27 protein-coding genes are annotated in these 23,514 nt (G+C 66.6%); 14 read left to right on the top strand and 13 right to left on the bottom strand.

Features of this window, described 5'->3' with window-relative positions; translation table 11 throughout:
* Nucleotides 1–226: 226 nt before the first annotated feature.
* Nucleotides 227–481: a hypothetical protein gene (locus MKK84_RS14680; RefSeq protein WP_243920839.1), complete on the bottom strand. Its 255-nt coding sequence runs from the start codon at nt 479–481 to the stop codon at nt 227–229.
* Between the two features lie 8 nt (nt 482–489).
* Complete coding sequence (locus MKK84_RS14675) at nt 490–735, bottom strand: DUF6894 family protein (protein ID WP_279599530.1); 246 nt, start codon at nt 733–735, stop codon at nt 490–492.
* Nucleotides 736–858: 123 nt separating this feature from the next.
* On the opposite strand from MKK84_RS14675, the gene MKK84_RS14670 reads away from it, so the two are divergent.
* From MKK84_RS14670 to MKK84_RS14640, 7 genes are all read left to right on the top strand, one after another.
* Complete coding sequence (locus MKK84_RS14670) at nt 859–1,080, top strand: hypothetical protein (RefSeq protein WP_243920835.1); 222 nt, start codon at nt 859–861, stop codon at nt 1,078–1,080.
* A gap of 5 nt (nt 1,081–1,085) precedes the next feature.
* Nucleotides 1,086–1,538: a LexA family protein gene (locus MKK84_RS14665; protein ID WP_243920833.1), complete on the top strand. Its 453-nt coding sequence runs from the start codon at nt 1,086–1,088 to the stop codon at nt 1,536–1,538.
* A gap of 224 nt (nt 1,539–1,762) precedes the next feature.
* Nucleotides 1,763–2,767 (top strand): acyltransferase family protein, encoded by a 1,005-nt coding sequence (locus tag MKK84_RS14660; RefSeq protein WP_243920831.1) that lies wholly within the window; start codon nt 1,763–1,765, stop codon nt 2,765–2,767.
* An 88-nt stretch (nt 2,768–2,855) separates the two neighbouring features.
* Entirely contained in the window at nt 2,856–4,160 is a 1,305-nt protein-coding gene (locus MKK84_RS14655; protein ID WP_243920829.1) for a GGDEF domain-containing protein, read from the top strand.
* A 310-nt stretch (nt 4,161–4,470) separates the two neighbouring features.
* Nucleotides 4,471–5,067, top strand: a complete 597-nt coding sequence (locus tag MKK84_RS14650; protein WP_243920827.1) for a cell wall anchor protein — start codon at nt 4,471–4,473, stop codon at nt 5,065–5,067.
* Nucleotides 5,068–5,141: 74 nt separating this feature from the next.
* Nucleotides 5,142–5,720, top strand: a complete 579-nt coding sequence (locus MKK84_RS14645; RefSeq protein ID WP_243920825.1) for an NADPH-dependent FMN reductase — start codon at nt 5,142–5,144, stop codon at nt 5,718–5,720.
* A gap of 204 nt (nt 5,721–5,924) precedes the next feature.
* On the top strand, nt 5,925–6,257 hold the full coding sequence (locus tag MKK84_RS14640; protein ID WP_243920823.1) for a hypothetical protein: 333 nt from the start codon (nt 5,925–5,927) through the stop codon (nt 6,255–6,257).
* Nucleotides 6,258–6,364: 107 nt separating this feature from the next.
* On the opposite strand, the gene MKK84_RS14635 is transcribed toward MKK84_RS14640, so the two are convergent.
* Together MKK84_RS14635 and MKK84_RS14630 are read right to left on the bottom strand one after the other, a co-directional pair.
* A complete protein-coding gene (locus MKK84_RS14635) occupies nt 6,365–6,883 on the bottom strand; it encodes a hypothetical protein (protein ID WP_243920821.1) in 519 nt (172 codons plus the stop codon).
* A gap of 417 nt (nt 6,884–7,300) precedes the next feature.
* Nucleotides 7,301–7,516 (bottom strand): hypothetical protein, encoded by a 216-nt coding sequence (locus MKK84_RS14630; protein ID WP_243921340.1) that lies wholly within the window; start codon nt 7,514–7,516, stop codon nt 7,301–7,303.
* A gap of 329 nt (nt 7,517–7,845) precedes the next feature.
* On the opposite strand from MKK84_RS14630, the gene MKK84_RS14625 reads away from it, so the two are divergent.
* Nucleotides 7,846–7,998: a hypothetical protein gene (locus MKK84_RS14625; protein WP_243920819.1), complete on the top strand. Its 153-nt coding sequence runs from the start codon at nt 7,846–7,848 to the stop codon at nt 7,996–7,998.
* Nucleotides 7,999–8,001: 3 nt separating this feature from the next.
* On the opposite strand, the gene MKK84_RS14620 is transcribed toward MKK84_RS14625, so the two are convergent.
* Nucleotides 8,002–8,475, bottom strand: coding sequence for a hypothetical protein (locus MKK84_RS14620; RefSeq protein WP_243920817.1), 474 nt, complete (start codon nt 8,473–8,475; stop codon nt 8,002–8,004).
* Between the two features lie 151 nt (nt 8,476–8,626).
* Nucleotides 8,627–9,877: a phosphoglycerate dehydrogenase gene (serA, locus tag MKK84_RS14615; RefSeq protein ID WP_243920815.1), complete on the bottom strand. Its 1,251-nt coding sequence runs from the start codon at nt 9,875–9,877 to the stop codon at nt 8,627–8,629.
* 321 nt (nt 9,878–10,198) lie between these two features.
* Here serA and MKK84_RS14610 point away from each other — a divergent pair, with 321 nt between their 5' ends.
* Nucleotides 10,199–11,047, top strand: coding sequence for a transglutaminase-like domain-containing protein (locus MKK84_RS14610; RefSeq protein WP_243920813.1), 849 nt, complete (start codon nt 10,199–10,201; stop codon nt 11,045–11,047).
* Between the two features lie 19 nt (nt 11,048–11,066).
* Here MKK84_RS14610 and MKK84_RS14605 read toward each other — a convergent pair whose 3' ends face one another.
* Nucleotides 11,067–11,834 (bottom strand): Crp/Fnr family transcriptional regulator, encoded by a 768-nt coding sequence (locus tag MKK84_RS14605; protein ID WP_243920812.1) that lies wholly within the window; start codon nt 11,832–11,834, stop codon nt 11,067–11,069.
* Between the two features lie 537 nt (nt 11,835–12,371).
* Between MKK84_RS14605 and rpsA the strand changes: the two genes are divergently transcribed.
* From rpsA to MKK84_RS14580, 5 genes are all read left to right on the top strand, one after another.
* Complete coding sequence (rpsA, locus tag MKK84_RS14600) at nt 12,372–14,084, top strand: 30S ribosomal protein S1 (RefSeq protein ID WP_243920810.1); 1,713 nt, start codon at nt 12,372–12,374, stop codon at nt 14,082–14,084.
* A gap of 155 nt (nt 14,085–14,239) precedes the next feature.
* On the top strand, nt 14,240–14,401 hold the full coding sequence (locus MKK84_RS14595) for a hypothetical protein (protein WP_243920808.1): 162 nt from the start codon (nt 14,240–14,242) through the stop codon (nt 14,399–14,401).
* A 173-nt stretch (nt 14,402–14,574) separates the two neighbouring features.
* Nucleotides 14,575–15,537, top strand: coding sequence for a signal peptide peptidase SppA (gene sppA / locus MKK84_RS14590; RefSeq protein WP_243920806.1), 963 nt, complete (start codon nt 14,575–14,577; stop codon nt 15,535–15,537).
* A 51-nt stretch (nt 15,538–15,588) separates the two neighbouring features.
* On the top strand, nt 15,589–15,900 hold the full coding sequence (locus tag MKK84_RS14585) for an integration host factor subunit beta (protein ID WP_010683170.1): 312 nt from the start codon (nt 15,589–15,591) through the stop codon (nt 15,898–15,900).
* An 18-nt stretch (nt 15,901–15,918) separates the two neighbouring features.
* On the top strand, nt 15,919–16,287 hold the full coding sequence (locus MKK84_RS14580) for a LapA family protein (protein ID WP_243920804.1): 369 nt from the start codon (nt 15,919–15,921) through the stop codon (nt 16,285–16,287).
* A gap of 2 nt (nt 16,288–16,289) precedes the next feature.
* On the opposite strand, the gene MKK84_RS14575 is transcribed toward MKK84_RS14580, so the two are convergent.
* The 6 genes from MKK84_RS14575 to MKK84_RS14550 form a co-directional block, all read right to left on the bottom strand.
* The gene (locus tag MKK84_RS14575) at nt 16,290–16,952 is read right to left on the bottom strand and encodes a phosphoribosylanthranilate isomerase (RefSeq protein ID WP_243920801.1); all 663 of its coding nucleotides are present in this window, start codon (nt 16,950–16,952) and stop codon (nt 16,290–16,292) included.
* A 56-nt stretch (nt 16,953–17,008) separates the two neighbouring features.
* Complete coding sequence (locus tag MKK84_RS14570; protein ID WP_243920799.1) at nt 17,009–18,115, bottom strand: DUF2125 domain-containing protein; 1,107 nt, start codon at nt 18,113–18,115, stop codon at nt 17,009–17,011.
* Between the two features lie 143 nt (nt 18,116–18,258).
* A complete protein-coding gene (locus MKK84_RS14565; protein ID WP_243920797.1) occupies nt 18,259–18,705 on the bottom strand; it encodes a hypothetical protein in 447 nt (148 codons plus the stop codon).
* A gap of 122 nt (nt 18,706–18,827) precedes the next feature.
* Nucleotides 18,828–19,604: a lysophospholipid acyltransferase family protein gene (locus MKK84_RS14560; protein ID WP_243920795.1), complete on the bottom strand. Its 777-nt coding sequence runs from the start codon at nt 19,602–19,604 to the stop codon at nt 18,828–18,830.
* A gap of 89 nt (nt 19,605–19,693) precedes the next feature.
* Complete coding sequence (locus MKK84_RS14555; RefSeq protein WP_243920793.1) at nt 19,694–20,212, bottom strand: hypothetical protein; 519 nt, start codon at nt 20,210–20,212, stop codon at nt 19,694–19,696.
* A 97-nt stretch (nt 20,213–20,309) separates the two neighbouring features.
* Nucleotides 20,310–23,507: an efflux RND transporter permease subunit gene (locus MKK84_RS14550; RefSeq protein WP_243920791.1), complete on the bottom strand. Its 3,198-nt coding sequence runs from the start codon at nt 23,505–23,507 to the stop codon at nt 20,310–20,312.
* Nucleotides 23,508–23,514 lie beyond the last annotated feature (7 nt).

Genomic DNA, 23,514 nt, shown 5'->3' with positions numbered 1-23,514 from the left:
ACTGGACAACACGACGGTGACAAAGTTGGTCCCAGCGAAATCTGTCCGAATAGCCGCGGGTTACTCGGCGCTGAAGCCGCGGCCGGCACCTAATGCGGTCGTTGACTCGCGCTGCCACTTCGCCGCGTTCTCGGGCGCGGGCTGCCGCTTCGTGGCATTCAGCACAGCGAGCCAGGCGATGGCGGACTCATGCAGGTGCAATGCGGTCACGTGACCGGGGCGCTCGTCAGCCTCCCTGCAGGCTCTCCGCGAAATCCTCCGGGACCTCACCCCACTGGCCGAGGATCGTGACGCCCTCCAGCTCGCCGGTCTCGTCATCGGCCACCACCTTCAGCGCCGCCGCGCCCGGCATGCGCTTGGCGAGGTTCTCCGCCTTCTTCAGCGCGCCGCTCTCCGTCTGCGCCGGCTCCTGCCGGGCCGGCCGCAGCCGCTTCCGGTGCAGCTCGAACGGCTGCACCACGAACGCCGTCTTCATCACCATGCCGCCGCTCACGCCCGCTGGCCATCCACCCGCACGGCGGTGAACGCGCGAAACAGCACCGGCCGGCCTGCGGCATCGCGCACGTCCACGGTCCACACGGTCCAGTCGTTGCAGCCGACCCCCGTCATCAGTCCCAGCGCCACCCGGTCCGCGTGTTGCCGGACCTCGCGGATGCTCGACAGCCACCGCCCCTGCAGATCGAACACGGCGTCCCCGCCCCCCAGGCAGTGGAAGCGGTAAAGCCTCCGCGGCATTGGCGTTTTCCCAACCTCTCCACAGCCGCCCACCGCAATCGCCGCGCGATCCGAAACAGCCATTGAACCACGCCTCGCCGTCCGCTTTGTTCCCGGTGTGTTCTAATCGAGGTTGTGAACCGGATGCACGCCCAACGGCACGATTCGCTTGTGGAGATCCGCCCGTCCGAGGCCGAGGGCATCGCCGCGGCCTATCTTAGGGCCGCGGCTGGCGACGCCCGGGCGGCGCTCGTCCAGGCGATCATGGATGCACTCACCGATCTCGACGCGGCCGAGCAACGCCTCGTGAAGCAGCGCCGGCTGATTTCGCGCGGGTATGCGTACTGTCTCACCGGGGCGGCCTGAGGCGGATGCAGACCCATCGCATCGACGCGTTGCTTGTCGGCAGCCCCGACGCCGTCCGCGTGCCCCTGATTGGCCAGGCGCTGTGCGCCGGCTTCCCGTCCCCCGCCGACGACTTCCTGGAGGGAGCCCTCGAACTGCCGCGCTGGCTCGTGCCGAACCCGCCCGCCACCTTCCTGTGGCGCATCGCGGGATCGTCCATGGAGGGCGCCGGCATCTACGACCGCGACCTCGCCTGCGTGGATCGCAGCCTCAAGGCCGCCCACGGCAGCATCGTCGTGGCGGCGATCGACGGCCAGATGTCCTGCAAGCGCATGGTGATCGCGGGCAACGTCGCGCGGCTGGCCTTCTGCAACCCGGATCTGCCGGCCTTCGCGGTCGAGGAACTCGGCGAGGGCGTGATCTGGGGCGTGGTGCGCTTCTCGATCCGCTGGCACGTCGCCCGCGGCCAGATGTCGTGAGCACGCCCGACGCCCGCCGCCGCGACCGGATCGGCGGCGGCCACGCCGTGGCGCTGCCGCCCCGTCGCCGGATAGGCGACGATGCCAACGGGCTGGTCGGTAGATTACACCAGCAAATTGGACTGTATTATCGTGTCATATGATATAGATCGTAGGGCTCACATTATAAACACTGATCCCCGAAGCGGGAGCGTCGCACGTTGTTATTTCCAGGTTTCTACCGCTTGTGCCTGGCCCTTGTGGTCGTCGTACAGCATTTCAGTCGGCTCAGCCTCGGCGACGCTGCCGTATGCTTATTCTTTGTACTGAGCGGCTATTGGATTTACGTGATGTGGGAAAAACAATACTCCCGTACACGAAATAGATATTTCACATTCCTGACATCAAGATTCTTGCGTATCGTACCGACCTTCCTGCTGTGTTCGGCCATCACGTTCGCGCTGTATCCCCGTCTGATTCCCACCGAATTCGCAGCGATCGCATCCAGTCTGTTTGTGGTCGGGTACAGAAATCTGCCGCAACTGCCGATCGTTCCGGCCTGGTCGCTCGACATCGAACTTCAATTTTATATTCTGTTCCCGCTTCTCTATCTGCTCTTCCACAAAGTCGATCGCCGCGTGGCAGTCGGCGCTCTCATTTGCTGGTCGGCGATCTCGGTCGCAATTCTATATTTTAGGAGCGGCGCCGTGATGACGGAACCGCTTCCGCAGATTCTGGTCCTGTTCATGATCGGCGCTGCTGCGGCCCGGTGGCGATGGGTGCCGCCACGGACCCTGACCCTGGCTTCGGCTGGAATCACCGTCGCAATGCTGGGCCTGGGCCTGAGCGTTCCTGCGTTGCGCGATATGATGCTCGGTGGAAGCAATGCGGGCGTCAATTTTGTCTACAATCCGGTCTTCAACTTAGTTCTTGCCTTGGCGGCGGTTCCGTTCGCGCTATCCACAGTCCACGTAAAGTCGGGCAAGCTGGACAGGGCGCTCGGTGATTTGTCCTACATCGTGTATCTGATGCACTGGCCGGCATTCATCTTCGTCCACAACAACTTCGGCGAGCTTCCGCCGCTGCAGCGGCTACCCTACGCCCTCCTGGCGCTCGGCGTGGTCTTCATCGTCAGCGTCGCCATCTGGATGCTGTGGGACCGGCCGATCAACCGGGCGCGTCACGCCTGGGTTCGCGGCCGCATGAGGCTGGGCCCCGTGAATCGGGGGATCGAACAGCCGGCGGCGTGAGGAGAACGCCGTAGCGGGTCGAAGATGTGAGCCGATCCGCTGGCGATGACCGCTTCAATCTTTGCGGTAGAAGCGCGATGTACAGGCGATGTCACGCCGATTCGGTTCTGATTCCGAAACAGACAGCCTGTTCATCGCCCTCGTGGATGAGCTCGCGACGGGTCTGTTTCCGGCTGCGATCATGGCGGCGACTTACTGCGGTGTTGCGAGCTTCGTCGCGTTCAGAGTCCAGTCTTCAATCTTGTGGGTCATCGCCGGAACCGGCACGCTGATCGGCGTGTCGAAGTGTCTGCTCAAACGTCGTCATCCGTGCGCCCGGCAGGACCGCCCTTGGGACCGCCAGCGCGCCGCCTGGTGGGAGGGGGCGAACGCCGTGTTCACCTGGGGGTTCGCGGTGTTGATCGGCTGCGTCGCAGCGTGCGGTTTCCTCGCCGTCGACCCCGCCCTCCCTGTCCTCGTGACCGGGCTCGTGTTCGGCTACTGTTCGGGGACGGTGACACGCATTGCGTTCAGGCCCCGCATCGCGGGGATCGCCATCTGCATCGCGACCGTGCCCGCCATCCTGGCACTGGCTTCCCGGGGCGATTCGAACAGCATCCCGATCACGACGGTATTCACCGTCTTCCTGTGCGGTGGGCTCGAAACGATCCGGTACCTTTATCTGAACACGCGGCGCCAGATTATCCTACGTTACGATATGGCGACGCTGGCGAAGAACGACCCGCTGACGCGTCTGCTGAACCGCCTGGGCCTGCGCGAGGCGTACCGTGGCGTGCTTGCCGAGGCACGCGGGAACGCGATCGCCGTGCATTGCCTGGATCTGGATGGCCTCAAGCCGGTCAACGACCAGTACGGACATGCGGCCGGCGATGAGCTGCTCCAGGTGATCGCGGATCGGCTGCGGGCCGTCGCGCATGGCAAGGCGGCGGTCGCCCGGGTCGGCGGCGACGAGTTCGTGATCGTCCAGGGGCCGATCCTGAAGCCGGATGAAGCCGCGCATCTCGCCGAGCGCATCGACCACACGATCGCGGAACCGTACCAGATCCAGGGACGGGAGGTCCGCGTCGGGACCAGCATTGGTTTCGCGACCGCACCGCCGGGCTCGCTCGAACTCGATCCGCTCATGGCTGAGCCGATACCGCGCCAAGGCGAGCAAGCGCGACGCGACGGTTCGGCGAGCGGCCGTACCGGGGGGCGGCGTCCTTCCGGGCGTGAGCGCGAAGCCAGCAATCTGAGCCGGCCCTGCACGGGTCGTGCGACGGCACCGCCCCTGGATCACGCCTCGCCGGCTTACAGCATGAGACCGCGGAAAAGCGATTGGATGATGCGCCTCGACCAGAAGCTGGGGCCGATGCGCAACCTGCTTGGCGTTGTCAGCAAGCGCCAATTTTAGCGCTCTGCTGCTTCTTCAGGCCGCTCTGTGCGGCCGACTCATCGAGCTTGGCATTCGCACGGCCGCTGGTGTTTCCGTCCGCTTCTGGAGGGGGTTCGGCCTCGGTTCGCCCACCTGCCATTGTTCGCCGGCTCGCGCGCGGCGGGCGTGACCGTGTTCGATCGATGCCAGTTGGGTCCTCGAGGCCGGCAGGATTTGCCGCGCTGCCAATTCTGCCGCCCTGATGGTCGGATACAAGCTTGAAAGTAAAAGCAAATTTCTGGAACGCCATATGCCTGACTGAATCGCAGCAACGGTTCGAGGGCTGAGCATGTCGGTGAACGCGGTATCGGGAACGTCTCTGAGGCACGACCTCGTCAGCGCCCTGCGGCAAGCGCGTGCGGCCGGCATCCAGCCGATCGACGCGAGCGGCTACAGCACGGCAAGTCAGGACACCGGCAACACACAGGGTACCGGCTCCGGCACCACCGCGCCGACGAGCAGCACCGCCACGAGCCCCGCTCTGTCCAGCGACCTGATGGCGTCGCTCCTCCAGCTGCAATCCGACTTCAGCCAGATGGGCTTGCAGACCGGCGTGACGGCAGGGTCGGACGCGGACAACGCGACGTCGGCATCCGGCGCCACGGATGTGGGCGAGGCCGCGACGAGCTCGGCCCCGGTCCATCATCATCACGGACACCATGCCTCTGCGCCCGAGCCGAACGCCGCCGGGCAGGCCGGATCGTCGACCACCCCGACGGACCTGTCTGCGGACACCCCTGCTGCCGCGGGCGGATCCTCGACCGCCGGCGACACGGGTGACGGGCTGCAATCGCTCCTGCAGCACGTCACGAAAGCGATCGCCGCCTACGCCATGGGCGGCCCCGTCGGCATCGCGGCTGCTGCACTGACGAGCTCGAAGGCCTGAAACATTTTTTTGGGTTGAAGCAGCCTGGAGGGACGCGCCCGTCCCTGGCATGATCGGCGCGATCGGAGGCCGTCATGTCGCTCACTGTGCCCGTTATCCTCGGCAGCGTTCGCAGCGATCGCATTGGCATCCGGGCGGCGCGTTACTTGATCGCACAGCTCGAAGCGCGCGATCATGAAGCCCCCTTGGTCGATCCGGCCGAGCTGAAGCTTCCGCTCCTCGACCGGATGTACAAGGAATACCCGCCCGGTACCGTACCGGATGAGCTGGAACGACTCGCCACACTTTACCGGCGATCGGACGCCTTCTTGGTGGTGACGGCCGAGTACAACCACGGCGTGCCGCCGGCACTCTCGAACACGCTCGACCACTTCCTCGAGGAGTATTACTGGCGGCCGTCGGCAATCTGCTGCTACTCTGCCGGGGCGTTCGGGGGCGTCCGCGCAGCCATGCCGCTGCGGGCCATGCTGGCCGAGATGGGCATGCCGAGCATCCCCTCCCTGCTGCCCATTCCCCGGTTGCAGAATGCCATCACGGAGGCGGGGACCCCCACCGAACCGCGGCTCGAAGCCTCAGCAGGGCGCTTTCTCGACGAGCTGACCTGGTACGCGGAGGCGCTCGGCGCACAGCGCCAGCGCGGAACGCCGTATTGACGACGCGCACGTCGGCACCGCCCGCGCGACACGCCGCTCCGGTCAACGGCTCATCGAATCGCGGCGGGCGCAGCCTCGAAGACACCGCGCGACGCCAAGTTATGCTCCAACGACCGAGCCGGTTTCGCTGTTGCAAAAAGGTGGCTGCATGGGCAGCCAAGGTATGACAACTTAACCGTGCTCCCGGAACCCGGATAGACTCCGATGAAGATCGATGAACGGGCGCTCCTGCAGGAGCGCGTGCGGACGCTTGTCTTGCGTCATGCTCTTCAAGCTGTCCTCGAACGCCTTGCTGCTGCGACACGCGGGGCTGGGCAGGACGTGGAAGCCGAGTTGCTGAACCTGGAACAATCCCTGGTCGCGACCGCACGCGGCCTCGCCGATCGCGCCAGTGCGCAGAAGCTGGCGGTTCTCGTCGCCGTCGAGGATGCCACGGCGACGATCCGGGCCGCCTTCGACTCCGCGCACGACCGTTTGGACCTGCTCGCCCCGCCCACGCTCGCCCTGGTGGAGACGCCGGCTGCGGTCGCTGCCTAGAGCCGGGCGCGATCGCGATGCCATCCGGCCTCGCTCTCACCTTCGGCCGTAACGTGCCGTCGTGCGCGCAACCGGCCCTCACGCAGACGGAGAGCGCCTGGGCTGGGTCAGTGGCCGTGCGATCGAGCTTCGGATATCGCCACCCCGGGACTCGCAGCCGGTTTGGATTTCCGAAGCGTCGCGAGGCGTGCTGAGAGCCGGATCAACGCGGCGAGCCCCAGCATGAGGAACGCATCTCCGACCGTGAGGACGACGCGTTCGAGCCCATCCGTCTTTATGATGTGATCCGGCACCTCGACACACTGGACGAGAACCTCGGCGATGAGGCCGAGCACCAGCAACGATAGGCCGGCGTCGTGGCACACAGTATCGATTCCCGGATCGTGCGCGGATTCATTGTGCGTTCCGCCCCCGAGAAGCCGGCTCATGCCGTCGCGCTCTTCGAGCACCACGCCCCAGCCGATCAGGACGACGCCCAGCCCCTCGATCAGATGACAAGCTTCCTGGATCGCACCATGATCGAGATATCCGGCACACCAGAGCAGCGATGCGATCTCCAAGATGGCCAATGTGAGCGGCAGCGCGATGATCGCATTGAATACAATGATCGACCAGCAATTGGTCAATAAGTGAGATAACATAGTTAGATCTACAGATCATTTACAGGTAGTGAATTAAAGCGCGCAGAAATGTGCAAGCAATATTAAGCGTTCAGCAAATGCAACGCAAGTTCATCTGTCATCTTCTGATCATACGAAAGCGTCTAGATCGGCATCGCCGATCAGCGCACCGCAAAAGTGCTGCGATCAATCAATCCAAGATCTTCACACCCGAAGCAGAAGACATCTTGAGACCAGTACAAAATGCGAAGCCGTCTCCGCGTAGCCATTGAAGGCAACGGAGACCGCCCGACCCGAGGCAACACGGAGAACCGGGTTTCGGACGGAGCGAACAGGCTTGAAGACTGCGGCTCACCAACCGTCGCGGCACTGCGCGTCCCGGTCAGGCCGACCTAACGCGCAGCGCAGATTGATGGGCGCGGCTCACTGCTTCGCGCGGTTGATGATTGTCCAGAGCGCCCGAGCCACCGGCTCGGTTACGGTGCGACGGTACTTGCGGTGAACCAGCTGGCCGTTGTGGAAGACGTCCTGCTCGACGTAGAGCCTCTCCCCATCCCAGCGGACGATATTGTCGGACTCGATCGTCTCTTCGACGCCGAGATCGCCTCGTACGATCGAACTACCGGCCTGGTTCAGCATACGCGCGTCCTCGTTCACGCAGTCGGTTCGCTGGAAAGCGCGTCGTTTCCGCCCGTGCCGCGTCCCATGCCGCATATGCGGACGGCTCCCCAGTCCGTCAGCATAGGAGGGCGCAGCCGCACACGCCAGGGATGCCGTCGACGCAAACGGTCAGCCGTAACAAAGACCTGACGTGTCGATGTCGCTGCGCGCCTCGCCGCCATCGATGTGCGCTATTGCACCGCGGACGCGAAGCGACCGTGCGATGTTCTCTCAGCACGCCGGAGCTGCATGCAGGACATGTCAGCGAGACCTCTCCCCGGGCCAGCGCGTGCGTCACGGAGGCGCTGATGTTGATCCGCCCGTTCCGCTTCGTTGCCCCGGTCCTTGCCGCCCTCGGTCTGATCGGACTGCGTCTGCTCAGCCCGATCATCGGACCGACGACACCTTCGTCACCCGACGCTGTCGAGGGCGGAGGCGTGGTGTTCCGCCACTATCTCTAACGATCAGCCACGCCGGTTCAGGACGGCTCCGGGCACGGCACAGGCCGGCTGCGCCGAGGGCCCCAAGACGATATCGCCCTGCTGTGGATTGTTCACGGTGAAGGGTGCGGTACCCTGCAGGCCGATGAAGCCGCGTCCCAGCTGCGGGACGAACAGATCACCACCGAACCTCACGAAGCAGCGGTCGAGCACCGCCTCGTAGTCGAAGGTCTGCTGTTCGACCGGCGCCCCACCGGCCTGCGGGATGCCGCAATAGGCCGCGAGATCGATCTGGCCGGGCCGCGCGAGCCGCATCGCCACGGATTGCCCCGGGAGAAGCACCGCGGGCGGGCCGCCATCCTGACGCGCCACCAGAACCAGGCTCGATCGGTTGTAGACCCGACGCAGGCAATCCGCCGAAGCGGATGAGGGAACCGCGGCTAAACCCGCGAGGGCGAACCCGATGCCGGCCCAGGCGCACCAAACACGCTTCGTCACCGCAAATCCTCCGCCGGACGACCATTCGACCCGTATTGGCCGCGTTCGATTTGAACCGCGGCACACATGACCGCGCAAGACGAACGCCGCAACACCGCGAGCGTTCATCCGCGCAGCGTCGATATGATCGATGGCGGTGTAAAAACCGTACTCAGCGCCGCTCGTAGAGCAAACGGGCGCGAATCGTGCCCGGGATGGCCCGGATCTCCGTCAGCAACACCTCGGCATCCGCATCGGTGGCATCGGTCTCGAGGACCACGTAACCGACCTCGCCATCCGTCTGGTAGAACTGCGCCGCGATGTTGACGTGTCCGCGGGAGAACACGTCGTTCAGCCGGCCCAGCATGCCGGGCAGGTTGCGCTGGACGTGGATGAAGCGCGTGCCGGTCGGCCGGGCGGGAAGCTGCACCTGCGGGAAGTTCACGGCGCCGACCGTCGAACCGATATCCGAATAATCGATCAGCTTGCGCGCCACCTCGGAGCCGATGCGCTCCTGGGCTTCCTCGGTCGAGCCGCCGATATGCGGAGTCAGGATCACGTTCTCGATCGCCTGGAGCGGGCTCACGAACGCCTCGGCGTTGGACCCGGGCTCCACCGGGAAGACGTCGATCGCCGCACCCTTGAGATGACCATCGCGCAGGGCTGCCGCGACCGCGTTGAGGTCGACCACGGTGCCGCGGGCGTTGTTGATCAGGATCGCGCCGGGCTTCATCGCCCGGATCTCGGCCTCGCCGATCATGTTGGCGGTGGTCTCGGTCTCCGGCACGTGCAGCGAGACCACGTCGCTCTGGGCGAGGAGGTCGTGAAGCGTCTTGGTCGGCTCGGTGTTGCCGTGGCGCAGCTTGTCGGTGTGGTCGTAGAACAGGACACGCATGCCCATGGCCTCGGCGAGCGTCGAGAGCTGCGTGCCGATGTTGCCGTAGCCGACGATGCCGAGGGTCTTGCCGCGGACCTCCAGGGAGCCGACCGCCGACTTGTCCCAACGGCCCGCATGAGCGCCGACCGAGCGCGGCACGATCCGTCGGAGCAGCATCACGATCTCCCCGATCGTGAGTTCGGCCACCGAACGGGTGTTCGAGAACGGCGCGTTGAACACCGGGACACCGCGATGGCGCGCCGCGTCCAGATCCACCTGATTCGTGCCGACCGAGAAGCAGCCCACCGCCAGCAGCCGGTCCGCCGCCTCGAACGCTGCCGCGTCGAGCTGCGTACGTGAGCGGATGCCCAGCATGTGCACCCCCTGAAGCGCCTCGTGCAGGGCCTCGCGGTCCAACGCCTTCGGCAGCCGGATCAGATTGGTGTAGCCGGCAGCGCGCATGAGCGCGACGGCGCTGTCGTTGATGCCTTCGAGCAGCAGGATCCGGATCTTGTCCTTGGGCAGGGAGAGCTTTTCGGGTGTCATCGCGATCGATCGTTCGGCAATGGGCGATGGCAACGGGACGGCCGCCGGCCCTGATAGCTGCTCCGCACGGATACGAGTCCGTCCAGTGCGATGCAACAAGCCCGGTAGCCAATCAGCAGTGCCGGAGCGGACCGTGTCAGTCCCCGACATGCCGAAGTCCTCGACCCGCTGCATCGGCGGCGTCCCGAACATTCCCGCAGTCCGGCGGCCGAAACAGCATGCCAGGGCGGAACCAGGCGAAGCCTCAAGCTTTCTAGAGCCTTATACTGTCTTATCCTGCCCTGCCCGGCGTCATGCCGACGTCCAATACGGTCTACGCGAATGCATATCCGCACCGGCTTCACGATCGGTTTCGACACGTTCGGCCCGACGCCGATGAACCTGCTCCTGCATGTGCATCCGGAGCGCCGCCCCGACCTGGTCACCCCGGAGGTGATCACCTTCGACCCGCCGGTGCCGGCCCACCAGCATGTCGACGCGTTCGGGAATGTGTCCACCCGGATCGTCGCCCCGGGCGGCCGGATCACCATGACGGCGGATTTCACGATCGCCGATACGGGCGAGCCGGATGTGGTGGAGCCTGAGGCGCGGCAGATCCCGGTTCAGGACCTGCCGGACACCGTGCTGATGTTCCTGCTGGGCTCGCGCTACTGCGACACCGACAAGCTATCCCAGACGGCATGGTCACTGTTCGGCAACACGCCTGAGGGCTGGGCCCGCGTCCAGGCGATCGTCGACTACACCCACGAGCGCCTGCGCTTTGATTACCAGCGCGCCGATGCCACCCGTACCGCCCATGACGGCTTCATGCAGCGCGAAGGCGTCTGCCGCGACTTCGCCCATCTGGCTATCACCCTGTGCCGGTGCATGAACATCCCGGCCCGCTATGCCACCGGCTATCTCGGCGACATCGGCGTGCCCATCGACCCCGCACCGATGGATTTCTCCGCCTGGTTCGAGGTCTATCTCGAGGGGTCCTCCGGGCCGCGTTGGTACACGTTCGACGCCCGCCACAACCGCCCCCGCATCGGCCGCATTGTCATGGCCCGCGGGCGCGATGCGACTGACTGCGCCCTGACCACGAGCTTCGGTGCAGCGATCCTAGCCCGGTTCGACGTCCATACCGACGAGGTCCTCGCGACGGCGGAGTCCCTGGCCCAGGCAGCCTGAAGGCGCCTGGCGCTCCGCGTCAGACCAATTCGGCCGGCTCGCGTGCGGGCGTGCGATATCCGGTTTGGTGCAGGAACGTCGGGTCGAACTCGGCGACCACGGCCAACTCGTCCCAATCCTGGATCGTGAGGACGCCTCCGCTCAGGGTGACGAGACCGCGTGTGCGCAGCGTCCGCAGAACCCGGTTCAGGTGAACGCTGGTCAATCCGAGGGCATCAGCCAGCTCCGCCTGTTTGGGCGCCAGGGGACAGCTCAAGCCGCTCGTGAGCCCCATCGCACGCTGGCGTAGGTACAGTTCGCAGAACAGGTGGGCCACGCGGCCGAGGGCCTGCCGCCGACCGAGGCTGGTAATCCGCTCCCGGTAGTGGGCGCCGTCGATCAGGGTGTCGCGCCAGAAGATACCGATGAGATTCGGATGGTGCCGGAAGACGCGATGGAGCTCGTCGTGGGTGACGAACGCGATCGTACAGGCTGTCAGTGTCGCCAGGTGGTGGTCCATCCGATGAAGGTGCAGGCTCTGCAAATCGGGCATGTCCCCGGCAATGTAGAACGATAGGATCTGCCGTTCGCCCTCCGACAACGCGGCGTAGCGCGACACCCAGCCCTGGAGCACGAGACAGCACTGGCCCGGTCGCTCGCCGAAGCGGACGATGTCATGGCGCGCCGGCAGAGCCCGCACTGTGTGCGACAAGCCCAGGATTGCGGCGCGGTCCGAATCGGTCAGCTCAGCGCAGCTGTCGAGCTTTCGCGCCAGAAGCTCCATCGGCATCGTGTAGGTTATCGGCATCGGGCGGTCCGGCCTCGAACAGTTCGATTACGAGACGCCGCGCGGATCGACCTGCCGTAGAGGGCAGTGCGGGCCGGACATCGCCGACACTCCGAAGCATGCGCTGCCGCCTCCGTGTAGGCCGTTGTCCAAACGCGACCGGCAACGACCCGCCCGTGGCCGCCAATGAATCCGACACGGTTTTCCGTCGGCCGGCAGAGGTACCGCGGTCCCGTCCCGGCGGGCAAGCCTGGGACGCCGCTGCGGTCGCACCATGCCATTCAAGGCATCGCCGGGTTCGGTTGTACTCTTGACGGTGTTGCTGTATGGCACGCGGGTCTTACCGGACCCGCTCTCGCGCGCTCGTCTTTTCGGCGCGCACGCCGAGCCGCCGGATAGACCGCCCTCGTCATCCGTATCGACGCGTCGGCAAGCCGATCCCATTGGGACCGGTCGCCTCTCCCGGGAAATGCAGGGAGGGGCCGCGGCGGACAGGGGTGCGTGCAACGCGAGCCGCCGGCGCAACGGGCCTCCGAGGGAGGCCGTTCAGGAGATGGAATGACCGCAGGTACCGCTCTGGGGCATAGCCCGAGCCGCGACGATTTCGCCGCACTTCTCGAGGAGAGCTTCCTCGAACACGAGATCACCGAAGGGTCCGTCGTCAAGGGTCGCGTCGTCGCGATCGAGAAGGACGTGGCCGTCATCGACATCGGCGCCAAGACGGAAGGCCGTGTCGCTCTCAAGGAATTCACCGGCCCGGGCCGGGAAGGCGAGCTGAAGGTCGGCGACGAGGTCGAGGTCTACGTCGACCGGATCGAGAACGCGCTCGGCGAGGCCGTCATCTCGCGCGACAAGGCGCGCCGCGAGGAGAGCTGGGTCAAGCTCGAGAAGTCGTTCGAGAACAACGACCGCGTCACCGGCACGATCTTCAATCAGGTCAAGGGCGGCTACACGGTCGACCTCGACGGCGCCGTGGCGTTCCTGCCGCGCTCGCAGGTCGATATCCGCCCGGTCCGCGACGTCACCCCGCTGCTCGGCACCCCGCAGCCGTTCCAAATCCTCAAGATGGATCGCCGCCGCGGCAACATCGTCGTGTCGCGCCGGACCGTGCTCGAGGAGAGCCGCGCCGAGCAACGCTCCGAGCTGGTGGCTAACCTTGAGGAAGGTCAGGTCATCGACGGCGTCGTCAAGAACATCACCGAGTACGGCGCCTTCGTCGATCTCGGCGGCATCGACGGCCTGCTGCACGTCACCGACATGGCGTGGCGCCGCGTGAACCACCCGTCCGAGGTCGTCACCATCGGCCAGACGGTCAAGGTCAAAATCATCAAGATCAACCACGAGACGCACCGCATCTCGCTCGGCATCAAGCAGCTGCTCGCCGATCCGTGGGAGGGCATCGCCGCCCGCTATCCGGAAGGCGCCAAGCTCAAGGGCCGCGTGACCAACATCACCGATTACGGCGCCTTCGTGGAGCTGGAGCCGGGGATCGAGGGTCTGATCCACGTCTCCGAGATGAGCTGGACCAAGAAGAACGTCCATCCGGGCAAGATCGTCTCCACCTCCCAGGAGGTCGAGGTCCAGATCCTGGAAGTCGATCCGGTCAAGCGCCGCATCTCGCTCGGCCTCAAGCAGACCCTGCAGAACCCCTGGGAGGGCTTCGCCGAGAAGCACCCGGTCGGCTCCGAGGTCGAGGGCGAGGTCAAGAACAAGACCGAGTTCGGCCTGTTCATCGGCCTCGAGGGCGATGTCGACGGCATGGTCCACCTGTCGGATCTCGACTGGAACCGTCCGGGCGAGCAGGTCATCGAGGAGTTCAAGAAGGGCGACATGGTCCGCGCCCAGGTCCTCGACGTCGACGTCGAGAAGGAGCGGATCTCGCTGGGCGTGAAGCAGCTCGGCGGTGACCCCTTCGCCGAGGCCGGCGAGATCAAGAAGGGTCAGATCGTCACCTGCGAAGTCACCGAGGTGAAGGATTCGGGCGTCGAGGCGAAGATCGTCGACACCGATATGACCACCTTCGTCCGCCGGGCCGAGCTCGCCCGCGATCGTGGCGATCAGCGCCCCGAGCGCTTCGCCACCGGCGAGAAGTTCGACGCCCGCGTCGTGCAGTTCGACCGGAAGGCTCGCCGCGTGCAGGTCTCGATCAAGGCCCTCGAGGTCGCCGAGGAGAAGGAGGCCATGGCCCAGTTCGGCTCCGCCGATTCGGGTGCCTCGCTCGGCGACATCCTCGGTGCCGCGTTCAACAAGAAGCGCACCGACGAGGATTGAGCAGCTAAAGCCTGCCGCCCGGCCTGTTCGGGCGGCAGATCCAAGATCTTGAACCCGCGTGGGACCGCGTCCTGCGCGGGTTTTTTGTGCGCGCCGGCGTATCGCGCCAGATTCTCTGCGATCTGTTTGCCGAGCGGCAACCGGTTGCGTCAGCCATGGCGACCCGTACCGAAACGCTATTCGGCACCGTCAGTCCCAGCCCGATCTTCAGCACCTCTTCGACCTCCCGTCTGCGGGTGCAGATGGCCGAGAAACAGGTCGGTATCATCACCTGCGAGGCAGCCTACGACCGCTCCGCGTTCACGGTTGGCCAGTGACACCGCAATTTCTTCGCGCGCCCCGTATCCATGCTCGCGGTAAATGCTTAGAACACCGGCCTCACCCGGTTTGGATCGGGTGAGGCGAACGAAACCAAGGACTTGCCCGGCGCGGGGCGTGGCTCCCGCACCCCGTCGAGGGGCCGGCCCGGGGGCTTCAGGGAAGGCACAGCATGGCAGCCGACGCCGAACTGCTGATTGACCGGCGGCGCCTTCGCCGCAGGTTGTCCCTTTGGCGTGTGCTCGGCATCGGCGGCCTGATCGTGGCGGTCGGCGCCCTCGGTTACCGCGTCCGTACCGGCGCTGAAGGCGGTTTCGCCGTCCAGCCCCAGATTGCCCGCATCTCGGTCTCCGGCTTCATCGCCGGCAGCGAGGCCACCGCCAAGCTGATGAAGCGGGTCGGCGACGCCGATGCGGTGAAGGCCGTCATCGTCTCGATCAATTCGCCCGGCGGCACGACGACGGGCTCGGAGGAGATCTTCCGCAACCTTCGGGCGCTCGCCGCCAAGAAGCCGATCGTCGCCTTCGTGGACGGCACGGCCGCGTCCGGCGCCTACATCACCGCCATCGCGGCCGACCACATCGTCGCGCGGGAGACCAGCCTCGTCGGTTCGATCGGTGTGCTGTTCCAGTACCCGGATGTGTCGGGCCTTCTCGACAAGGTCGGCGTCAAGGTCGAGTCGGTGAAGTCGTCGCCGCTCAAGGCCGAGCCGTCGGGTTTCACGCCGACATCGCCGGAGGCGCGCGCCGCCCTGGCGGCCGTGGTAGGTGATACCTACGCGTGGTTCAAAGGTCTCGTCGCCGAACGGCGGGGCATGGATGCCGACCAGGTGAAGACCGTCTCCGACGGTCGGGTGTTCAGTGGCCGCCAGAGCGTGCCCCTGAAGCTCGTGGACGAACTCGGCAGCGAGCGTCAGGCGGTCGCTTGGCTGGAGAGCGCCCGGGGCGTGACGAAGGATCTGCCGGTCAAGGATTGGAAGCCGAAATCGGAGAGCGACTTCTCGCTCTGGTCCGCGGCCGGGATCGGCGCGGATCTGCTCGGCTTCGAGGGCGTGGCGACCCATCTTCGCACGGTCGGCGCGGAGGCGCAGGCCGCCCGCGGCGGGTTGCTCGCCCTCTGGCGCCCCGAACCCTGACCGGCCGTCGACACCGCGCCCGCCCCGATCCCGCGAGAAGACCCAAACGCCATGATCAAGTCGGAGCTCGTCCTCAAGATAGCCGAGCAGAACCCGCATCTCTATCAGCGCGACGTGGAGATCCTGGTCAACGCGATCCTCGACACCATTTCCGATGCGCTGGCCCGCGGCGACCGGGTCGAGCTGCGTGGCTTCGGCGCCTTCTCGGTCAAGCGCCGCGAGGCGCGCCGGGGACGCAACCCACGCACGGGTGCGGCCGTTGCCGTGTCCGAGAAGGCGATCCCCGTGTTCAAGACCGGCAAGGAGATGCGCCAGCGCCTCAACGCGGCCGGTATCGGCGAGACCGCCTCGGCCGCAGAGTAGCAAGGAGCCCTGAGCGCGATGATCCGTTTCCTGAAGAGCCTCGTGCTGTTGCCGATCGCCGCCTTGGTGATCCTGCTGGCGGTGGCCAATCGCGTACCGGTCCGGCTTTCGTTCGATCCGTTCAACGTCGATGCGCCGGTCTTCAGCGTGGATCTGCCGCTCTACGCGATCCTGTTCGGCGCGGTGGCGCTGGGCATCATCGTCGGCGGCATCTTCACCTGGCTCGGCCAGGGCAAGACCCGGGCGCAGGCCCGCTATCACCGCCGGGAGGCCGTGCGCTACGAGCGTGAGGCGACGCGGCTACGCACTTACGCGCCGGAGAGCGAGACGCCGGGCCCCTACACGGTCCCGAATATCGGCCGGGCGGCGTTGCCGGCGCCCCGGTAAGCTCAGCGCGTTCCCCGCACGGCTGCGACGAAAGCGGCGATCCTCTCGGGATCCTTGATACCCGGCGCCGATTCGACGCCGGAGGAGATATCGACGGCGCCGAGCCGCGTCAGCGAGAGGGCTTCGGCGACGTTGTCGGCGTCCAGCCCCCCGGAGAGCATCGTGCCCTGTGGCAGGTCGCGGTCGGCCAGGATCGTCCAGTCGAAGCGCCGGCCGTTGCCGCCGGGCAGCGCCGCATCGGCGGGCGCCTTGGCGTCGAGGAGGATGCGATCGGCCACCTCCGCGTAGGCTGCAAGCGGCGCCAGATCCGCCGGCGTCGCGAGGCCGAGGGCCTTCATCACAGGACGGCGGGTCAGGGCGCGGATCGCGGCGACGCGCTCTGGGCTCTCCCGGCCGTGCAGCTGGATCAGGTCGGGGTCCATCGCCGCGATCGCGTCGGCCAACAGGGTATCGTCCGGATCGACCAGCAGGACCACGCGCTCGGCACGCCCCTTCGCGCGGGACGACAGGGCGGCGGCGCGGGCAAGATCCACGTGGCGCGGACTGCGCGGGAAATGCACGAGCCCGATCCAATCCACCCCGAGCGCCAGGGCGGCGTCGAGGGTGTCTTCGGTGCTGAGCCCGCAGATCTTGATGCGGGCTTGGGGAGCGGTCGCGGAAGCCATGGGCGCCTTATAGCCGATCCGGGTGCCGGGAGAGCATGCGCGTGGCGCCGGAGCCCTCAGTACAAGGCAGGCAGGTAGACGTTCGGGATCGGGAAGCCGCTGAAGATGACCTTGCCGTCGACCAGCCGAATCGGCGGCAGATCCTTTAGCGGTGCCGCATCGGCCGGCGCGTCCGGCTGCGGGCGACGGCTCAGTCCCAGAAGGCCTCCGACGAGCTGACCCACGAGGGCGCCGCGTTCCGAGCCGAAGCGCTGCCCGACGATGCTACCGACCAGCGTATCGATCCCGGCCGCCCGGAGATCGATCTGTCCGGCCGGCCTATGAGCGGCGTCGAGGGCGAGGCTGCCCTTCGCTTGGATGCGCTGCTGGCCTTTGGCCAGGGACAGCCCCGTGATGTCCAGCGTTCCGCCGGCCTGACGCCAGCGTTCCAGTTCCCGCGGCACGGGCCCGGTCTGCAGGATCGTGGCCTGAGACACCGCTGCGTCCAACACGAGGTCGGCCGGATCCTGGGTTCCTGTGAGCGCGTCGAGTTGCGGGACCTCCGCCCGGGTCAGGCGCAGGCTGAGATCCACGGCGCCTTCGGATGTGAAGCGGCCGGGATCGGGCCGGGCGTGCAGTTCCAGATGCTGCCCCGAGACGTCGATCGGTCCGGTGGGCGTGCCCGTCACCGTGACCTTCGGGTCGTCCATCACAACCGAGGCTCGGGTGAATCCATCCGACGCGCCATGAAAGCTGCCCTGAAGGGACCGCCAGGACGCGTCACCCGTCAAGCCACCCTGTTCGACGTGGAACGGACCGGCACTCTCGAACACCACGAGGCGTGGCTGGTAGATCTGCGCCACCGCGGTCGTCGGCCCGAGGCGGAAGCGGCCGTCCGAGCGGTCCAGGGTTACGGTGCTGCAGCGCAGTTCGATGCGGAAGGGGTATCCGGTCAGGGTCCGGTCGGCGCAAGCCCAGTTCCGGCCCGCAGCCGCCTCTCGCGCCATCCAGCCGTCGATTTCGCCGGCTGCCCGTCCGCGGATCCAGAACCACCCGATCGACCAAACCACCACCACGAGGGTGAGGAGGATGTAGGGGAGGAACAGCCCGAGCCGTGAGCGACGCCTGTCGCCGCGCCGAGACGTCTGCGCCGCATGCTCCAGCTGTGTCCGATCCTGCACCATGCGTTCCGCTCCCGCCTCGATCCCCTACAGGGACGTCACGACCCCGCCATGAGGCCACGCAAGGGGCGAAACTGGGGCGACGGCGACCCGGGTCGACGGCGACGCGGATCGTACGGCCTGGAGGGACACATCAGCCCCCGCGATCAGACCTGAGCCGGCTCGACCGTATCCACCTTCAGATCGTCCGCAATCGCCATCCGTTCGGCCTCGCTATCGGCCAGGCGATGCACATGCATCTCGGTGGCGCCGCCGTGGCGGACGCGCTCCAGCCACGTCCGGCGGAGGTGATCCCGGGGGCTCTCCTTGGAGGTGGCGACCGACACCATCTTGGCGATGCCGGTATCGTCGCGGCGCACGGCGATCACCACGGCCTCCGCCATCTCGTCGACATCGAAGCCGCCGGCCGGATGAACCCCGACCACGTAGCGCCGGCCAGAGCGGCCCCGCCAAGCCGAGAGCGGCAGCGCAGGTGCGCCGCGCAGGCCTGCATTGGTCTTGAGGCGTTCTTCGCGCACATCCTGCCTCCGGGTGCGATCGTCCTTCAGGTCGCGAAGCGCGGCCGACCAGGACAGGGCTCTTCTGTTCGCCATTTGTTCCAACCTAGCGCGCGATATCCACAGCCGTCAAGGGCGACGTTCCTATGTCTGGAGATGGGGATGATGCCCGTTATCCACAAGCCGGGAGCACGTGTGGCGGGCGACGCGCAGACGGTTCAGCGGCGTGGCGGGAACGCTGTCGACCCGGCGTCCGGAACCGGATGCGCCGTCGCGTCGAGGCCGTGACGTGCTCCATCGGTCAGAGCGTTTGAGGCCGCCTCCAGGCGGTCCTGGATCAGGACCTGAAATTCCTGCCGGGGCAGTCCGGGGGGAATGGTCGGCAGGAACTCGATGATCGCGGTCCCGGGGCGGCGGACGAGGCTGTTGCGCGACCAGAACAAGCCAGTGTTCAGGGCGACCGGCAGGCAGGGAACCTGCAACGCGATGTAGAGGTGCGACAGGCCCTGCTTGTAGGCGGGCGGCGCCCCCACGGAACGGCGGGTGCCCTCCGGGAAGATGATCAGCCGGCGGCCCTGCCGGATGGCCTCGACGGCGGCGGCGTTCATCAGGCTCATGGCCCGCGTGCCCTTGGAGCGGTCGATCGCCACCATGCCGCTGCGCGACAGGTACCAGCCGATCAGCGGAATGAAGAGCAGCTCACGCTTCAGGATGTAGGCGAAGTTCGGCAGGACCGTGCAGAGCGCCAGGGTCTCGAGCGCCGACTGGTGCTTGGCCGCCACCAGCAGCGGCCCCGGGGGAATGTTGTCCAGTCCGCGGAACTCGACGCGGGTGCCGGCGACCGTCTGCAGCAGCCAGAGGGTGATCCGTCCCCAGAGATGGGCCAGCCGCATCACAGCCCGTCCGGAGACCAGGGTCGGCAAACCGACGACCGCCAGCACCGTGGTGAGTGTGTAGAAGCAGATGTTGAAGGTGAGGGAGCGCAGGGCGAGCATCGGAATCCGGGGCTGGGCGCCTTTCCTGTAGCGCGGTGGGATACCGGCGGCCAAGCGAGCTTGGTCGAGGGTGTCCCGCGACCACAGCTTCAGGCAGCCTCATTCGCTCGATCGTCCCGCACGAGGCCGGCCCGGCGACCCGCGATCAGCCAGTAGACGAGGCCGGCGCTCGCACCGACCACGAACAGGATCAGAGTCAGCCGCGCTTCGGCCGCGAGAAGACCTGGGTTGCGGCCGGCCTCATTCGAGCGGATCACGCCACGGGTGAGCCAGGGGAGGGCGGCGGTCAGCGCACCGCAGCCTGCGCCGTACCAGAGAAGGCCGCGCCGACCGAGGACCTCCCCGCAGAGTCCCACGAAGGCCGGCGGCACGGCCAGCAGGACGAACAGCGCCTGGGCAAGGCCTGCGATGAACAGGACAAGTCCCTCCGGCGGCAGGCCGGCCGAAAGGTCGGACAGGGCCATATCGAGGCCGGCAAGCGCGCCGCCGGTCAGCCAAGCCTGCGCAGCCGGATCGACGACGAGCGCCATGACGAGGACGGCGAAGCCAACCGGAACGGCGAAAACGAGGGCGAGGGCGCCAAGGAACAGACGGCCGAGGGCGTGCATGCCGCCAGCCTCTACACCGGACACGTCCGCCCGTCGCGCGAAAGCCGCGCCCGATCCTCGCGGATCGGGCGCGGCTTCCAAAGGCCGGCGCGGCGCGTCAGCCGTGGGCCGGCGCAGCGTCCCCGTGATCGCCGTGCGTGTGCTTCTTCCGGAACCGGCCGAGCCAGAGCGAGAAGCGGCGGATCACCACGTAGAACACCGGCGTCAGGAACAGGCCGAAGAAGGTCGCGCCGATCATCCCGAAGAACACCGCCGTGCCGAGCGCCTGGCGCATTTCGGCGCCGGGGCCGGTGGCGATCACCAGCGGCAGCGTGCCGAGGATGAACGCGAAGGCGGTCATCAGGATCGGGCGCAGGCGCAGGCGGCAGGCTTCCACCGCCGCGTCGACCGGACTCAGATGCTCGCGCTGCTCGATATCATGCGCGAACTCTACGATCAGGATCGCGTTCTTGGCAGCCAAGCCGATGAGCACGATGAGACCGATCTGGGTCAGGATGTTGTTGTCCTGACCGCGGAACTGCACGCCTGCGAGCGCCGCGAGCACGCCGGTCGGCACCACCAGCAGAATCGCGAGCGGCAAGGCCCAGGATTCGTACTGCGCGGCGAGCACGAGGAAGACCAGCAACACGCCGAGGGCGAAGACCGCGCCCGCGGTCCCGCTCGCCGCCTTCTGCTGATAGGCGATCTCGGTCCAGTCGTAGGAGTAACCGTCGGGCAGGTTCTTCTTGGCGATCTCCTCCATGGCGTCGAGCGCCTGACCGGTGGAGATGCCGGGCTTGGCCACGCCCTGCACGGGAACCGAGTAGTACAGGTTGAACCGCTGCACGATCTGCGGTCCCGTCACGTCCCGCACCGAGGCGAGCGTGCCCATCGGCACCAGCGCGCCGGTGGAGGAGCGCACCTTGATCTGGGAGATGTCCTGGATCGACGTGCGGAAGGCGGCGTCGCCCTGCAGGCGCACCTGATAGATGCGGCCCAGGGTGTTGAAGTCGTTGACGTAAGTGCCGCCGAGATCCGCCTGGACCGACGAGAACACGTTGGCCAGCGGCACGTTCAGCATCCGCGCGATGGTGCGGTCGATGTCGAGGAAGAGCTGCGGCGTCGAGTTGTCGAAGGTCGTGAAGACGCGCTGCACGTCGGAGCTCTGGTTCGCCTGACCGATCACAGCGCCGGCCGCGGCCATCAGCGGGCCGATTTCCGACGATTGCCGGCTCTCGATCTGCATCTTGAAGCCGCCGCCGCTGCCGAGGCCCCGGACGGGCGGCGGCGGGATCACGATCACCCGGGCCTCCTGGATGTCCGAGGTGGCCTTCAGCACGTCGCCGGTGATCGCCCCGGCGCTGCGTCCGGTCTCGGCACGCTCCTTCGCGCCCTTGAGCGTCAGGAACATCACGCCGGCATTGGTGGTGTTGGTGAAGGTCGCGCCGTCGAAGCCCGCGATGATCACCGCGTTGGCCACGCCGTCGACCGTGCGGGCCTGCTTGGCGGCACGCAGGATCACGTCCGTCGTGCGATCGAGGGAGGCACCGGACGGGAGCTGGACCACGCCGATCAGGTAGCCCTGGTCCTGGTCCGGGATGAAGCCCGTCGGCGTCGTCTGCGCGAGGTGCAGCGTGCCGGCGATCACCGCTGCGTAGATCAGTAGCATCACGCCCAGGCCCACGATTCCGCCGGTCAGGACGCGAATGGTCCGCCCATAGGCATTCGAGGTCGCGTCGAACGCGCGGTTGAAGCCGTTCGCCAGCCAAGCCACGAACCGCGTCAGGAAGAACTTCGGCTCCTTGCGGGCATGGTGGGGCACCAGCAGCAGCTTGCACAGCGCCGGCGACAGGGTGAGCGAGTTGAACGCCGAGATCAGCGTCGAGGCCGCGATGGTCAGCGCGAACTGCTTGTAGAACTGACCCGAGATGCCCGGGATGAACGCGGTCGGTACGAACACCGCGGCCAGCACCAACGCGATGGCGATCACCGCGCCGCCGACCTCGTCCATGGTCTTGTGGGCGGCGTCTCCCGCGGAGAGCCCCTCGGCCATGTTGCGCTCGACGTTCTCCACCACCACGATCGCGTCGTCGACCACGATGCCGATGGCGAGCACCAGCCCGAACAGGGTCAGGTTGTTGAGCGAGAAGCCAAAGGCCGCCATCGCCGCGAAGGTGCCGATCAGCGACACGGGAATCGCGATCACCGGGATCAGCGCGGTTCGCCAGCTCTGAAGGAACACCAGCACCACGATCACCACGAGGCCGACCGCCTCGAACAGAGTCTTGTAGACCTCGTGAATCGATTCCTCGATGAACTCGGTCGGGTTGTAGGCGATGCGGTACTCGACGTCCGGCGGGAAGTTCTTCTTGACGGTCTCCATCACCTTCTTGACCGACGCCGCCGCGTCCAGCGCGTTGGTGCCCGGCCGCTGGAACGCGCCGATGCCCACCGCGGGCGTGTCGTTGAGGTAGGAGTTGGTGGTGTAGTCCTTCTGGCCCATCTCGACGCGGGCGATGTCCTTCACCCGGACGAGGCGCCCGTCCTGCGCCTTGATGATCACCTCGGCGAATTGCTCCGGCGTCTTGAAGCGAGCCTGCGACTGGACGACCAGCTGAAACGCCTCGCTCTTGGCCGCAGGCGGCCCGTTGAGCTGCCCGGCCGCAACCTGGACGTTCTGCTCCTGCAGGGCCGTGGTGACGTCGGTGACCGAGAGGCCGTAGGCGGCGAGCTTGTTGGGATCGACCCAGATCCGCTCGGCGTATTCGTTACCGCCGAAGATCGTGATGTCGCCGACGCCGTCGAGGCGCAGCAGCTCGTCGCGGATGTTCAGGTAGATGTAGTTGGCGAGGTAGTTCTGGTCGTAGGTCTTGTTCGGCGAGAGCAGGTGCACGACCAGCATCAGGTCGGGCGAGGCCTTGCGCACGGTCACGCCGAGGTTGCGCACGTCCGGCGGCAGGCGTGGCTGGGCCACCGAAAGCCGGTTCTGCACCAGCACGTTGGCGATATCGAGGTTGGTGCCGACCTTGAAGGTCACGGTCAGCAGCATGTTGCCGTCGTTGGTCGACAACGACGTCATGTAGAGCATGTTGTCGACGCCGTTGACCTCCTGCTCGATCGGGGTCGCGATCGTGGCGGCCACGGTCTCGGCGTTGGCGCCCGGGTACGAGGCACGCACCGTCACGGTCGGCGGCACGATCTCGGGGTATTGCGAGACCGGCAGGCTCTCGTAGGCCACGAAGCCGAGGATCAGGAACACGATCGACGTGACGGACGCGAAGATCGGTCTGTCGACGAAGAAATGGGCGAAACGCATCGGTCAA

The sequence above is a fragment of the Methylobacterium sp. E-065 genome, from assembly GCF_022829605.1.
In the GTDB taxonomy this organism is placed as follows: Bacteria; Pseudomonadota; Alphaproteobacteria; order Rhizobiales; family Beijerinckiaceae; genus Methylobacterium.
Note: the sequence above shows the minus strand (reverse complement) of the source record. Positions and strands in the feature narration are given on the sequence as shown.